This is a genomic window from Bradyrhizobium murdochi (assembly GCF_000472965.1).
Classification (GTDB): domain Bacteria; phylum Pseudomonadota; class Alphaproteobacteria; order Rhizobiales; family Xanthobacteraceae; genus Bradyrhizobium; species Bradyrhizobium murdochi.
In genome coordinates, this window is record NZ_AXAU01000005.1 from 378,966 (window position 1) to 392,571 (window position 13,606).

Here is a 13,606-nt window from a genome sequence, read left to right on the forward strand (position 1 = left end):
AAAGTTTATGCCAGAACGGACCGATAGGTGACAGGCGCGCGGACTTGCGGGGGCACGGCGATGCGCCGCTGCTCGCGCGGCAGCAGGACCGAAATGAGGATGACGAACTGCGCAAGCTGAATGTTCTTCGACGAGAAGCTTACCGAACTCGCGGCGATGACGATGATCAGCAGCACGATCGCCCATGCAGCGGCGCTCGAACGGCGCAGCAATTCGACGAAGAAGCAGATCAATCCGATCGTCAGAACGACGGTGTGGATGAGGCCGAACTGGACGATGGCGGAAATCCAGAAGTTCTCGATGCCGTAGTTGAGGCCGAGCTGCGACTGCAACGCATTCACCCGGACCGGGTTGGGACCGAGGATCAGTTCGTTCCAATCGAAATGCGAGAGCAGGTTGAAGGTGGCGAAGCGCGCCAGCGCGCTGCCCTTATCAGAAGAGAAGCGCAGCAGCATCTTGTCGAAAATGCCGAGGTCGAGCGCGGCGAAGACGATGGCGCCTGCAGCGAACAGCACGCAGATGGCGAGAATGGCCGCGGGAAGCTGCGTTCGCTTTCCCTGTATCAGGCGCACCATCTCGAAGGCCCCGATCAGCCCGAGGACTCCCAGTACCGTGACCAGCGCCGTTCGGCCGCCGAACGCCATCAGCGATCCCAGGCAGAACGCGATCAAGGGCAGCCGCAGCAGGATCGGCGGACAAATCGCTGGGCGAAGCGCCAGCGCCAGCACGTAGCCGCCGACGATACCGGATGCCGTGAGCGGGTGACCCAGCAGCGCCGCCGAGCGCCATTCGCCCATCACCACGACGTCGCCGAGCGTCAGCGGGATCAGCCGATGGCCGGAGAAATATTCATAATATCCGAGCACGACATTCAGCAGGATCGTCAGGTGAATGGCCCAGGCTAGCGGGCGCCTTTGCGCCGGCGACAACTGCCACATCACCATCGCGATCAGGATCGGCAGCAGGAACGTGTCGATGATGACCGTGAACGGGCGTGCGAGCACGATGACCTGGACCAGCAGAAACAGCCAGCAGAGCAGATACGCCAGCAGCAGCTTCGACTCGGAAAACATCCGGTTGATCTCGCCGACCGGTCCGCGGCTGCGCATCAGCAGCAGGGAGAATGCCAGCAACGTGAAGTAAGTCACCGGGTGCAGCTTTTCTAAAAAATTTCCGCCCGACGTCAAATAGTGGATCTTCCAGTTGGTCAGCACGGAGGACGAGAGCGTGAAGGTCGCCATGACGGCCAGCAGCATCAAGCCGGTCGCGATCCGTTCGATGAACGCGTCGGCATTCGCGACGCGCCCACCCATAGGGGAAGCTGCCCGCACTGCCGGTGAAGCAGGGTGGCGCGGATGCACCCGTGCGACACCGGCCGATCCGTTCAACGGTCCGCGCGCTCTCACCGCGCCGCTCCGGCATGCAGGCCCGCGGTACCGTATGGCTTCAGGTAGGCCGAGCTGCGGTAATAGTCATAGAATTGCAGCCGGCTGAGATCGACGCGGGTGAGCACCGTTCCCATGATCCGGTCACTGACGGGGGACAGCAGGTCCATGGCATGGGACAGCACTTCGCGGGGGGTCTGGTCCCACGCGAGTGCCAGGATGATGCGATCGGACAGTTCGGCGAGCGCGCGGCCATCGACCAGGGGCACCAGCGGCGGCGAGTCGATCACGATCAATTCGTAGCGGTGGCGGAAATAATCGAGCACGTCGACGATCCGGTCGGAGAACATCAATTCGGTGATGAACTCGACCTGCTTGATCCTGGTCGACGGCAACACAGAGAGCCCGGTGCTTTGATCCACGAGGACGGCGTGTTCCGGGGCGACGTGTCCGATCGCGACTTCCAGCAGTCCGGCTTCGGTGCGCGGACACAGGGAACGGGTCACTTGTGGATTGCGGAGGTCCCCATCGATGAGCAGCGTTCGGATGCCAAGAGTCGCCAGCGACTGCGCCAGGTTGATGGCAAGCGTTGTTTTGCCCTCGCTGTCGAGCGCCGAGGTGACCTGCACGACCTTCACCGGCTGCGCCCGCATCGTCCGTTGCAGCGACAGGCGGACCGCGCGGATGGCCTCCGCGAAGAACGTGCCAGGCTCGTCGATCGCGTAACGCGTCAAAGGCGGCTGCAACGCCGGCGGCAGCAGTTTGGTGGTCTTCGGATCGTAGTTGTCCAGTTCGCTGCGTCCGCGCCGCGCGAGACGGGCCAGCTCTCGCGTGCCGATCAACGGAACCGCGGCAAGGGCCGGGACACCCGCAATGGATTCGGCCTGTTCGAGTGTCTTGATGCGGCCGTCGAGATAGTCGGTGAGGAAAGCCAGCACGCTGCCCGCCCCGAGCCCGAGCATCAGGGCAAGCCCCAGGATCAGCATCGTCTTGGGTGACGACGGCCTGATCGGGATGCTGGCCTTGGTCACGATCCGGGAATCCGGCATCTCCAGGCTCTCTTGCGCGGTGGTCTCCTTGGAACGCGCCAGATAGGATTCGTAGAGTGTGCGGCTGGCTTCGGCCTCGCGCTGCAGTTCGCGTAAGCGTACCTGCGCCTGGCCGGAGGAAGTGGACACGCCCTGGAGCTTGTCCAGGTTCTGCTGCAGGGATGTCTCGCGGGAACGCGCGACGTCGTAGTCGTGCTTGGTGCTGTCCAGTATCCGCCGGATTTCGTCGTTGATCAGCTTCTGCGTGTCGCGCCGCTGCGCCCGCACATTGGCGACGAGGGGATGACGCGCGCCGTATTTGCTCGACAGATCCGCCTCGTTCTTGGCGATGTCGGCATATTGCGTGCGCAGCTTGGTGATCATTTCCGAGGAAATGGCCGCGTTGATGCCGCCGGGATCGCCGCCTGATTTCGCGATGTCCTGGACCTGCTCGTATTTTGCCCGCGCCTCTGCCGTTTGCACGCGTGCGGCGATCAGCTTGTTGTTGAGGTCGGTGAGCTGCTGGTCGTTGAGGGTTACGCCCTGCGAGACCATCAGGTTGTTGGCGGAGCGATAATCCTCGACCGCTTTCTCGGACGCAACGACTCGCGACTTCAACTCCTCGATCTGGCCGTTGAGCCAGTTCGCGGCAATGCGCGTGGCGTCGTGTTTGGCGCGGACCTGCTCGTCGAAATAAGCGTCCGCAACCGCGTTGGCGATGGTTGCGGCCTTCTGCGGCGATTCCGAGTTGACGGCGATGTCGACGAGGAAAGTGGTGCCCTGCCTTGTTACCTTCATCCGTCTCTGAAGGATCTCGACCGACCGCGCCCTGGCGGCATCTTCGGCGCTTGCACCGTCGCCTGGCCCGCTGCTGCTGAACATGCTGAACAGCCGTCTGATCGGATCAAGCAGGCCCGGTTTGGGTTTGAATTCCGCATCCTCCGTCAGCTTCAGCTTGCCGACGACGCGCACCAGGATCGCAACCGACTGAATCAGCAGCGTCTGGCTTTCGATGGTTGCATCGTCGGTGCCGAAATTCGACAGCACGGACTGGTTGGTCTCGACGACATTGGCGCGGCGCGGATCGACCAGCACGGTCGACGTCGCCGTATATAAAGTAGTCGTGAGCATCAGATAGGTCAGCGCCAGCCCGAGCAGGACGGCGACCGGTAGTACCACCAGCCTGTAGCGACGGCGCAGGATGCGGCCCATCTCGCGCAGATCGACGGTCGGATACTGCCAGCTTTCCGCGGGACGAACCGGAGGCTCGTCGGGGACCACATAGGGCAGGTCAGAATTGCGCTGTAACATTCATTCCTACCAGGTGTTTGTCGAAGCTGAAGACGGGAACGTCGCTGTCGCGCTTGGTGTAGCGGTAGTAGGCGGAAACGGCGCCGAAGCGGTTGATGAGATATTTGACCCGCGTGTCTGATGTCAGCACGTTGTCCTTGCGGACCTGGCCGAAGAACCGGTCGTTCTCGTAACCGCCCGCCAGCGATACGATCACGTTGCGCCGCAGTTCGTAGTCGACGCCGAGTTGAACCGCATTCGCAAGCACGCCGGTGGCGCTGGTGTCGGAGGTCTGCGTGACGAGCTGTTCGGCATTGAAATGCACGTCGAGCAGGCGGGTGGGTCGCCATGTCAGCCGCGCACGATAGGAAGGACCTTCGACCATGCCGATCGACGGATCGTCGAAACGCTGTTGGACGTAACCGGCGCCGAATTCGCCGGTGACAAGGTTGCTCAGCCCGACGGTGATGCCGGACAGCGCGCGATAGCCCTGCGAATCCAGAGTATGGCCCGGCGTTCCCCTGATATCGCGCTGATTGCCTTCCACGCCGCCGAACCAGCCGAGGGTGGAAGAGATCGCATAATCGATCCGGCTGTGCAGTGCATAGATCTGCCCGTCGCGGGCATCCTGGTTGATGATGGTGCCGTCCTGCGCGCGCGTCGATTGGAAGTCGTAGGAGTCGGTTCGGAAGCCGATCGAGGTCGTCAGCCGGTTGAACTCCCTGCGCAACGTGACGTCGCCGGACATCAGGTTATACGGCGTTGGCGATATGGCGTTGCTGGGCGAACCGAGCGTGCCGACGCCTTCGTTCAGATGTGCGACCTGAAAGCTGCCCAGCAGCATCGTGTCTTTCGTAATGTCGAGCCAGCCGTTGCCCTTCAGGCTGCCATTGGTCTGGTTCAGGCTCGAATTCTGGCTGTAGAGCGTCTGCTGCGCATTCAGCTTCAGATCAACGCCATGCCGTCCCCATAATGAGTGCGCGCGAAGGGTGGGCTCGATCACCGCCGCGATGTCGGAACGCTTGGTGGTGTTCGAGGCAAAGACGTTGCTGTCGTAAAAAGTGCCGGCGGTCAGCGACGGGTTGAACATCCAGGAGCCGGCGCGAATGCCGACGGGTTCATAGCCAGGCTGTTGTCGCTTTTTCACCGGCATGTCCTCGGGCGGTATCTCTTCGCGGTTGTCCGGATCGGTCCTGTCCGGCAGCGATGACGGCTCAAAGATTTTCTGCGCGTTCCAGGGTGAAGCGAACTCTCCGCTGGTCCACGGAATGGCTTGTGCATTCGCGGACGATCCGAGACCGAGCAGGATGACTGCCGCCGGAGCGGGCAACAGGTTGAAGCTGAAGCGGCCGGGCACGCCTATGGAATGCGATCGCTCTCCGCGTCGCTCAGATGTATTCTGCGATGCAGACTCGAATCCCATCACCCATCCCTTGCGGGAACGCGAAGGCGGCGAACACTTATCGGGCGAGGCCCATCGCTCAAATAATGATCGTCGACTGCGCATAAGAACGGCAGGCCTCATACTCGGTACGCTGGCGCAAGGTTTTTGAGTTGTGAGATTGAAGTGATGCGCTCGCTTGCAACGCGCCTTGCCGGAAAAAGTTTTCCTCGCGTCGCAAAATATTTCGCATCTGCAAAATGCGAACTGTGACAACAGCGCAACATGCGCCATCATCCACTCATGAGCGGCATCACCTCACCTGCAATTCCGAAACGCTAGAAGTAGCGCTCCGGAACCCTAATATTGTCGCCGGGATAGACCGGAACGGGAGCATCGAGAGGGTGAGTCTCTTCCACACCTGCACCTGCACGGCGGAGATAGACCTTGCTTTCGTTGGCGCGGTACGTGAATCCGCCGGCGCTTGCGATCGCGTCCATGACCGTCAACCCATTGCGGTATGGATATTCGCCGCTCTTCTTCACCTCGCCGAGGATGTAGTACGGGCGATACTGCGCGATCTCGACGTTGACGCGCGGATCGCGCACGATTCCCTTTGCAAGCGCGGATGCTATCGCTTTTTCAAGCTGCCGCGTCGTGGCGCCTGCAGCTTTGATGTGACCGGCGAGCGGAATCGAAACTTGACCGCCGTTGTCGATTTCATACTCGCCGGTGATGTCAGGTTCGCCGTAGACTTTCAGCCTGATTCGATCGTTCGGGCCGAGAACGTAACGGTCCGCAGACGCTGCGGATGGTGGCGTTTGTGCTGAAGCACGAATTGAAAATCCGGCACTGATGCCGGCAACTACAAGGACGAAGAGAAGAGAGGGAAGCGTCGGGCCGGCGCTGAACGACCGTTGCTGCATGGCTGCATCTCCATGAATGCACGTAACAGCCGCGGATCATATGGAAGCAAAAACGGCGAAAGAATGTGATGACGAAGTTCCATGTGCCCAATATGCGCGCACGCGTTAACGAAACGTTGCATGCGAGTCACAGGAAGAGAATCGCTGATCCTTCAATCGCAATGCAGGTCAACGTTCCCGTCCGCCACGCAGCAGTATCGATGTTGATTCGGTTATGTCTGATATCCGGATGCGGCACGGGCGTATGGCCGTGCACGATGAATTGTTCGTGATCCCGCGTACAGTCCAGGAATGCATCGCGAATCCACATCAGGTCGTTGGGATCCTGATGCTCGATCGGGACATCCGGACGAATGCCGGCGTGCACGAACAGGAAATCGCCGCACCTGAATTGATTGCGCAAGCACTGCATGAACAGTTGGTGCGTACGCGGAAACGCGTCGAGAAAGCGGCGATGCACGTCGTTCGCCGTCGCGGTTTCGTCATGCAGTTCAACGCCATACGATGCAAGCGTCTGCATGCCGCCCAGCTGCAGCCAATATTGCAAGATGGCCGGATCCTGAAGGAACCCTTCCATAACGGCCTCGTGGTTGCCGCGCAGACATACCGCGTGGTGGTTAACGAGTCTGACTGCGAGCAGGTCGATCACCGTCTTGGAGTGTGGTCCGCGATCAACATAATCGCCGAGATAGACTTCGATTGCGCGCGCGATCGGTCTCCGCCTTATGTCATCGTCGATGCGTGCAATGATCTCGCTCAACAGGTCGGCACGCCCATGAATGTCGCCGACTGCATAGATGCGTGTATCGGCAGGTGTTGAAGCGTTAACGGAGCGTGAAGGTCCCGCAGACGTTCGGTGCATGGTGTGCGATGTCGATCATGGAACCGCGCGGCGGTCAATCCATGACACCATACACCGAGACGCAGCCACAAGTAATAGATTAGAAAACGAGCAGGCCGATCAGGGTCACGATCGCAATCCACGCAGCTGCGTTCGCGATGATGATGCGGTTCCTCAGCCTGCGATCGGGCGACAATGTACCGTGCGGCACCAGCGCACGGCTGTGCAGACGTTCGGCCATCATGGGCGCCTCCCTGGAAGCGTTCCGCAAGGTGGACGGCTCGCGAATCGCTGCCGTCTCTGTTTTCTTTCCAAACGTTGCGATCACCGCACCAGCCGTGCGCCTCAATCACCACCAGTCGTCAGGCTGCAGAGGATCGCTTGGCTTTCGACTTAACAAAACAACGACGAGACAGGCATTTGTTGCCCGTGCAGCGACGCTACATTCACCGAGAAACGAACAATGGATTTTGTTCCGCGCTTTTCGATTATGCATGGCAGCCTCGAGTCACGCGCAGCTCATTAACCAGGCAAATCGAGACTAAGCATCTCCGAACAAATCGGAATATCGCGTCGCACAAATCTCGTTAACGATTCAGTTCCGCCGTGATGCGGCACCGCTTTCGCATTTGCGCCAAACTTCGCTCAAAATTCTGGAAAGTCTTAGCGGCCGCGAAGTGCGGACGTTCGCTGCTGCGAAATCGTCGCGCTCGCTGTCGAGTAACGCCACGCGTTCGATTCACAGCCCGGTTCCCGCAGAGAGGAGAGTCATGGCCTCCATCGTGACAGCCAACTTCGATCGGAGCGACGTTGCGCCGAGGAGCAACGTTACGCCGATTCGAAGAGAGCGAACTGAGATATCAGTCCGTCCTGTCGAATTTGCCGGCGGCGGTACGCATGGCGCGCATCGAGCCCGCCGGCGCTCGCGCCGAAGGGCGCGAAACGAACCATCCTCGTCGATTGCAAAGCGTGTGTTCGATATTGCTGCGGCAAGCGGCGCATTGCTGTTCTTCGCGCCGCTCCTGATCGTCATCGCAGTTGCGATAAAGCTGACGTCACCGGGCCCGGTGTTGTTCTTCCAGTATCGATACGGCTATCGCAACCGCCGCTTCAAGATCTACAAGTTCCGCACCATGCGCGCGGATGCGGGCGATGTACGCGGCGTAAAGCAGACGGTTCAGGGCGATGCGCGCGTGACGCCGGTGGGGCGAATTCTGCGCAAGACCAGCCTCGACGAAATTCCGCAATTGATCAACGTGATCAAAGGCGATATGTCGCTGGTTGGACCGCGGCCGCATGTGCCGGGAATGCTGGCGGCGGATCTGCCCTACGAACACCTCGTGCCTTATTATTTTCAGCGGCATACGGCGCGGCCGGGCATTACCGGGCTCGCGCAGGTCAGCGGCTGCAGGGGAAGCACGGCCGAGTTCGGTCCTGCGGTTTCGCGGATCGATTACGATCTCGTTTATATCGAGAGGTGGTCGCTGCGCATGGACATCATGATCATCATCCGCACGATCCGCAAAGAGTTCCTGTCCGGAAGCGGATTCTGACCGACCACCGTCGCAATATCGAAGGACCATGCAATGTCGATGATCGCGCCGCGCGGCCGTATCGTACCCGTTCTCCTGTCCGGTGGCGCCGGCTCGCGGCTGTGGCCGCTTTCGCGCGAGACCTATCCCAAGCAACTGCTCTCGCTGCTCGGCGAGAACACCCTGCTGCAGCAAACGGCGCTACGGGTCGACGATCGCTCGCTGTTTACCGACCCGATGGTGATCGCAAACGCCGAGCATCGGTTTGCGATCGGCGAGCAGTTGCGCGCGGTCGGCGTCGATCGTCCGACCATCGTGCTCGAGCCGTTCGGAAGAAACACCGCTCCTGCGGTTGCGGTTGCGGCCCTGCTCGCCAGCGAAGCGGATCCCGACGCGGTGATACTGGCGATGCCGGTCGATCACTGGGTGCGGGATCACGCCGCGTTTCGCGCCGCCATATCGACGGGCATCGCGGCCGCGCGCTACGGCCGATTCGTTCTGTTCGGCGTGCGGCCTTCGTCGGCAGCGACCGGATTCGGCTATATTCGGATGGGCGATGAGCTGGAAGCCGCTTCTCCGATTCGTAACGTCGCCAGCTTCGTCGAGAAGCCGGATCTGGTCACGGTCGAGCGCCTGCTGGCCTGCGACGAGCATGTCTGGAACAGCGGGATATTTCTGCTGCCGGCACGTCAGTTCATCGACGAATTGGCGCACCGGGCACCCGAGGTCCTGGCCGCCTGTCGCAAGGCGCTGACGGGCGCAACCCGCGACCTTGATTTTCTCCGGCTTGATGAGCGCGCTTTCGAGGCCTGTCCGAGCATCTCGATGGACTACGCGATCATGGAGAAGACCGACAACGCGGTGGTGGTTCCCGCCACGTTCGACTGGAGCGATGTCGGAAGCTGGTCGGCCCTGTGGTCGATGGCGGAGAAGGATACGTCTGGCAATGTCGTGATCGGCGATGCGGTAGTGGAAGATGCTTCGGGTTGTTACGTGCGGGGCGACGGGCAACTGGTCGCGGCGCTCGGCGTCGAGGATCTCGTCATCGCCACGTCGCCGGACGTGGTGCTGGTGACCAGCCGGAAACGCGACCAAGACGTCGGAAAACTGGTCGAGCGCCTGAAAGCAAGAGGCCATCGCTCGGCCACGCAGACCCACAGCGTCCATCGCCCCTGGGGATACTATCAATCGATCCATGCCGGGGAGCGGTTTCAGGTCAAGCGCATCACCGTCAATCCCGGCGCCAAGCTGTCGCTGCAGAAACATTATCATCGCGCCGAACATTGGGTGGTGGTGAACGGCACCGCGATCGTTACGCGCGACGACGAGGAAATCCTGCTGCGCGAGAACGAGTCGATCTTCGTACCCTTGGGATGCATGCATCGTCTGGAGAACCCCGGAAAGGTTCCCCTCAACCTGATCGAGGTCCAGTCGGGCACGTATCTCGGGGAGGACGACATCGTCCGCGTGCAGGATATCTATGACCGCGTTTGAGGTGTGGTGGGTTGGGAGGCAGCATCCGCATCGAGGGCGAGGCACGCCGCAACGAGGCGTGCGCGCGCTACGTCAAGGGAGGCAGCAATGAACACAAAACAACACGTCAAAGAGCTGGTGAAGGATGCGTTTCCCTCGATATGGCTGCAATGGCACTTCATGAAGCGCCCCAAATCGGCGGAGCGGGAACTGTCCTATCTCGACAAGGTCATTCCCGACGACGCGGTGACGGTCGACGTCGGCGCAAACTGCGGCCTCTACACGCGGCGGCTGGCGCGCCTTTCCCGGCAGGTCCACGCCTTCGAGCCTTCGCAGCAGATGGCGAGGTTGTTGCGCCGAACCTCGGCGCGCAATGTGAGCGTCCACGAGATCGCGCTGTCGGATCATGACGGCGATGCCGAGCTGTTCATCCCGCAAGGCGAAGATGGCTTAGTGTACGGCCTTGCCTCGCTGGAGGCGCGAGCCGATTCTTCGGCGAAGCTCGTTTCCGCCCATGTGCCGATCGCGCGGCTCGACGCTGTCATCGACCAGGACGTGGCGTTCGTAAAGATCGACGTCGAAGGCCACGAGTTGAATGTGCTGAACGGTGCCGTCGAGCTTCTGGAGCGCTGCCAGCCGGTATTCCTGGTCGAGGCCGAGGACCGCCACCGCGCCGAGGCGACCCGCTCGGTGTTCGAATTCTTCCGGAACAAATCCTATCGGGGGTTCTTCCTGAAGGACAACGACGTGATTGGAGTGGAACAGTTCGATTCCCGAAGGCTTCAGGATGCCGATGCGCTGCGGCCGGACGGCGGCCGCAAGAACGGACAGTTCTACGTCAACAACTTCTTCTTCTTTCCCCGTCATCTCGACGGCGAATCGATATTGAGCAGCTAGCTCGCTGCTTCACCGCCTTCCCGCCGGCGCGGCCTTGGGCCGCGCTGCTTTTCAGACAGGAACCGTAATGCATATAGCGATGATTGGCGCCGGCTATGTCGGGCTGGTGTCAGGGGCGTGCTTTTCCGATTTTGGCCATCAGGTCGTCTGTATCGACAGCAATGCGGAGAAGGTTGCGAGCCTCGACAACGGGGAGATGCCGATCCACGAACCTGGACTGGCCGAACTGGTGGCGCGAAACGTCGGCCAAGGCCGCCTTTCATTTTCGAGCGATCTGAAATCGGCCGTCAGCGGTGCGGAAGTGGTGTTCATCGCGGTAGGCACGCCGTCCCGCCGCGGCGACGGCCATGCTGATCTTTCCTATGTCTATGCGGCGGCGCGCGAGATCGCCGGCGTGCTTCCCGACCAGGCGGTGGTGGTCACCAAGTCGACGGTCCCGGTCGGGACCGGCGACGAGGTCGAGCGCATCATCCGCGAAGAAAATCCCGACGCCAAAGTTGCTGTCGTTTCCAATCCCGAATTCCTGCGCGAAGGGGCGGCGATCCGCGACTTCAAGCATCCCGACCGGATCGTGATCGGAACGGACGACGCGCGCGCCCGCAGCGTGATGGCCGAGGTGTACCGGCCGCTCCACCTCAACGCGTCCCCGATCCTCTATACCGATCGCCGCACCGCCGAATTGACGAAATACGCCGCCAACTCCTTTCTCGCCACCAAGATCGCCTTCATCAACGAGATCGCCGATCTCGCCGAGAAGGTCGGCGCCAATGTGCAGGAAGTGGCGCGCGGGATCGGGCTCGATAACCGGATCGGGCAGAAATTCCTGCATGCGGGGCCGGGCTTCGGCGGCTCCTGCTTTCCAAAGGACGCGATGGCGCTGATCAAGACCGGTCAGGACAACGAAGCGCCGGTGCGCATCGTCGAAACGGTGGTCGCCGTCAACGACCAGCGCAAGCGGGCGATGGCGCGCAAGGTCGCGAATGCGTTCGGCGGCAACATCAGGGGCAAATCCATTGCGGTGCTCGGCGTAACGTTCAAGCCGGATACCGACGACATGCGCGACGCGCCGTCGATTCCGCTGATCACCGCGCTGCAGGACATGGGAGCCGACGTGCGCGTTTTCGATCCCGTCGGCATGGAGCAGGCGAAGAAGGTGTTCGAGAACGTTACTTTCTGCGATAGCGCCTATCGTTGCGCGAAAGGATGCCACGCGCTCGTCATCGTCACGGAATGGGAGCAGTTCCGGGCGCTGGATCTCAAGGAATTGTCCACCATCATGGCCTGTCCCGTGATTGTCGATCTGCGCAACATCTACTCTCCGGAGGAGGTGAGGCGAAACGGTTTTCTGTACTGCGGCGTGGGGCGGCCGAAATCGGTGGCGTACTGACAAGCATGAGCCGTCATGACATCGGCTGGTGGAGGATGCACGCATGATGCCGGATCAAGCAATTCTGGTAACGGGAGCCGCGGGCTTCATCGGATTTCACGTGGCGCAACGGTTGCTGCAGTCGGGCCATCGCGTGGTCGGGCTCGACAACCTCAATTCATACTACGATCCGCAACTGAAGGCAGCCCGGCTCGCGATCCTGCGCAACGATTCGCGTTTTCAGTTTGAAGAGCTGGACGTGGCGGATCGCGTCGCGATACCGGCGCTGTTTGCGCGCCATCGGTTTCCCGTCGTCATCCATCTGGCCGCGCAGGCCGGCGTGCGGTATTCGCTGCAGGATCCGCACGCTTATGTCGACGCCAATCTGGTCGGCTTCACCAATGTCCTGGAAGGATGCCGGCACCATGGCTGCCGTCATTTGTTGTTCGCATCCTCGTCGTCCGTTTACGGGGCCAACAGGAAGTTGCCCTTCTCGGTGCATGACAATGTCGATCATCCGATCAGCCTTTATGCCGCGAGCAAGAAGGCCAACGAACTGATGGCCCATTCGTACAGCCATCTTTACGGAATTCCGTGCACTGGCTTGCGCTTCTTCACGGTGTACGGCCCGTGGTATCGGCCCGATATGGCGCTGTTCGTGTTTGCGGACGCGATCGTTCGCGGCGATCCGGTCAAGTTGTTCAATGGCGGCCGGATGCTTCGCGACTTCACCTATATCGATGACGTGACGGAGGCTCTGGTCCGCCTGATCGATCGCGCGCCGCAGGTCGGGCAGCCCGGGCCCGGGCTGGATGGAATTCAGGACCCGGGGTCGAGCATCGCCCCTTGGCGCATCTACAATGTCGGCAACAACAAGCCGCAGGAATTGATGCTCGTGCTCGATATCCTCGAGCGGGAGTTGGGCCGCAAGGCCAACAAGGAACTGCTGCCCATGCAGCCGGGCGACGTGCCGACCACCTATGCCGATGTCGATGACCTCGTGCGCGACGTTGGCTTTCGCCCGGCAACCCCGATCGAGGACGGCATCCAGAGGTTCGCGGCCTGGTATCGCAGCTATTACGAAGCAAACCAGGCGTTGGCCGCATCCTAGAGCCATTTCGGTTCTGATTGAATCAGAACCGGGCTCTAGGTTTTCGTTTTGACGCGCGAACCGGTGTCCACTTCGCTGGAAAACGCTCTAGATGTGGAGCCTCAACAGGTTGTTCCCGGTTAGACCGAGTCTGCTGATGGGTGGCTTTGATCCGATACTGCCATGAGGTCTGTGCCAATTGTAGCGGTAAAGCCAGCGTGGCAGTTCGGCGGCGCGTTCGTCTGAGGTGTCGTAAGCGCGGGCATAAGCCCACTCGCGCAGGCTTGTCTGGATGAAGCGCTCAGCCTTGCGGTTGGTCTTGGGTGTGTAGGGCTTGGTACGGATATGCTTGAGGCCGAGACGCTTGCAGGCTGTTCGGAACGCAAAGGATTGGTAG

At 61.0% G+C, this 13,606-nt stretch carries 12 protein-coding genes; 5 read left to right on the plus strand and 7 right to left on the minus strand.

All coding sequences use genetic code 11. The annotated features are described in order from the left end of the window. Positions 1–5: 5 nt before the first annotated feature. The 6 genes from YUO_RS40925 to YUO_RS46245 all read right to left on the minus strand — a co-directional run bounded on the left by YUO_RS40925 (position 6) and on the right by YUO_RS46245 (position 7,095). The gene (locus YUO_RS40925) at positions 6–1,313 is read right to left on the minus strand and encodes a VpsF family polysaccharide biosynthesis protein (protein WP_051379468.1); all 1,308 of its coding nucleotides are present in this window, start codon (positions 1,311–1,313) and stop codon (positions 6–8) included. An 89-nt stretch (positions 1,314–1,402) separates the two neighbouring features. Beyond that, positions 1,403–3,724, minus strand: coding sequence for an AAA family ATPase (locus YUO_RS0116425; RefSeq protein ID WP_028348253.1), 2,322 nt, complete (start codon positions 3,722–3,724; stop codon positions 1,403–1,405). Beyond that, positions 3,705–5,060 (minus strand): outer membrane beta-barrel protein, encoded by a 1,356-nt coding sequence (locus YUO_RS40930; RefSeq protein WP_235782728.1) that lies wholly within the window; start codon positions 5,058–5,060, stop codon positions 3,705–3,707. Before YUO_RS40930 ends, YUO_RS0116425 begins: the two co-directional genes overlap by 20 nt. A 362-nt stretch (positions 5,061–5,422) precedes the next feature. Further along, entirely contained in the window at positions 5,423–6,010 is a 588-nt protein-coding gene (locus YUO_RS0116435; RefSeq protein WP_028348254.1) for a polysaccharide biosynthesis/export family protein, read from the minus strand. Between the two features lie 127 nt (positions 6,011–6,137). Beyond that, positions 6,138–6,872, minus strand: coding sequence for a metallophosphoesterase family protein (locus tag YUO_RS0116440; protein WP_028348255.1), 735 nt, complete (start codon positions 6,870–6,872; stop codon positions 6,138–6,140). Positions 6,873–6,951: 79 nt separating this feature from the next. Beyond that, a complete protein-coding gene (locus YUO_RS46245) occupies positions 6,952–7,095 on the minus strand; it encodes a hypothetical protein (RefSeq protein WP_198028041.1) in 144 nt (47 codons plus the stop codon). Positions 7,096–7,810: 715 nt separating this feature from the next. Between YUO_RS46245 and YUO_RS0116450 the strand changes: the two genes are divergently transcribed. The 5 genes from YUO_RS0116450 (at position 7,811) to YUO_RS0116470 (ending at position 13,230) form a co-directional block, all read left to right on the plus strand. Continuing rightward, complete coding sequence (locus YUO_RS0116450) at positions 7,811–8,404, plus strand: sugar transferase (protein ID WP_488226346.1); 594 nt, start codon at positions 7,811–7,813, stop codon at positions 8,402–8,404. A gap of 39 nt (positions 8,405–8,443) precedes the next feature. Further along, on the plus strand, positions 8,444–9,877 hold the full coding sequence (locus YUO_RS0116455; RefSeq protein WP_028348258.1) for a mannose-1-phosphate guanylyltransferase/mannose-6-phosphate isomerase: 1,434 nt from the start codon (positions 8,444–8,446) through the stop codon (positions 9,875–9,877). A gap of 87 nt (positions 9,878–9,964) precedes the next feature. Next, the gene (locus YUO_RS0116460; RefSeq protein WP_028348259.1) at positions 9,965–10,753 is read left to right on the plus strand and encodes an FkbM family methyltransferase; all 789 of its coding nucleotides are present in this window, start codon (positions 9,965–9,967) and stop codon (positions 10,751–10,753) included. Between the two features lie 67 nt (positions 10,754–10,820). Then, positions 10,821–12,140, plus strand: a complete 1,320-nt coding sequence (locus YUO_RS0116465; protein WP_028348260.1) for a UDP-glucose dehydrogenase family protein — start codon at positions 10,821–10,823, stop codon at positions 12,138–12,140. A gap of 46 nt (positions 12,141–12,186) precedes the next feature. After that, on the plus strand, positions 12,187–13,230 hold the full coding sequence (locus YUO_RS0116470; protein ID WP_028348261.1) for an NAD-dependent epimerase: 1,044 nt from the start codon (positions 12,187–12,189) through the stop codon (positions 13,228–13,230). A gap of 87 nt (positions 13,231–13,317) precedes the next feature. Here the strand turns inward: YUO_RS0116470 and YUO_RS44770 are convergent. Then, positions 13,318–13,606 (minus strand): IS481 family transposase (locus YUO_RS44770; RefSeq protein WP_028348262.1); only part of this gene is annotated, 289 nt, incomplete at its 5' end.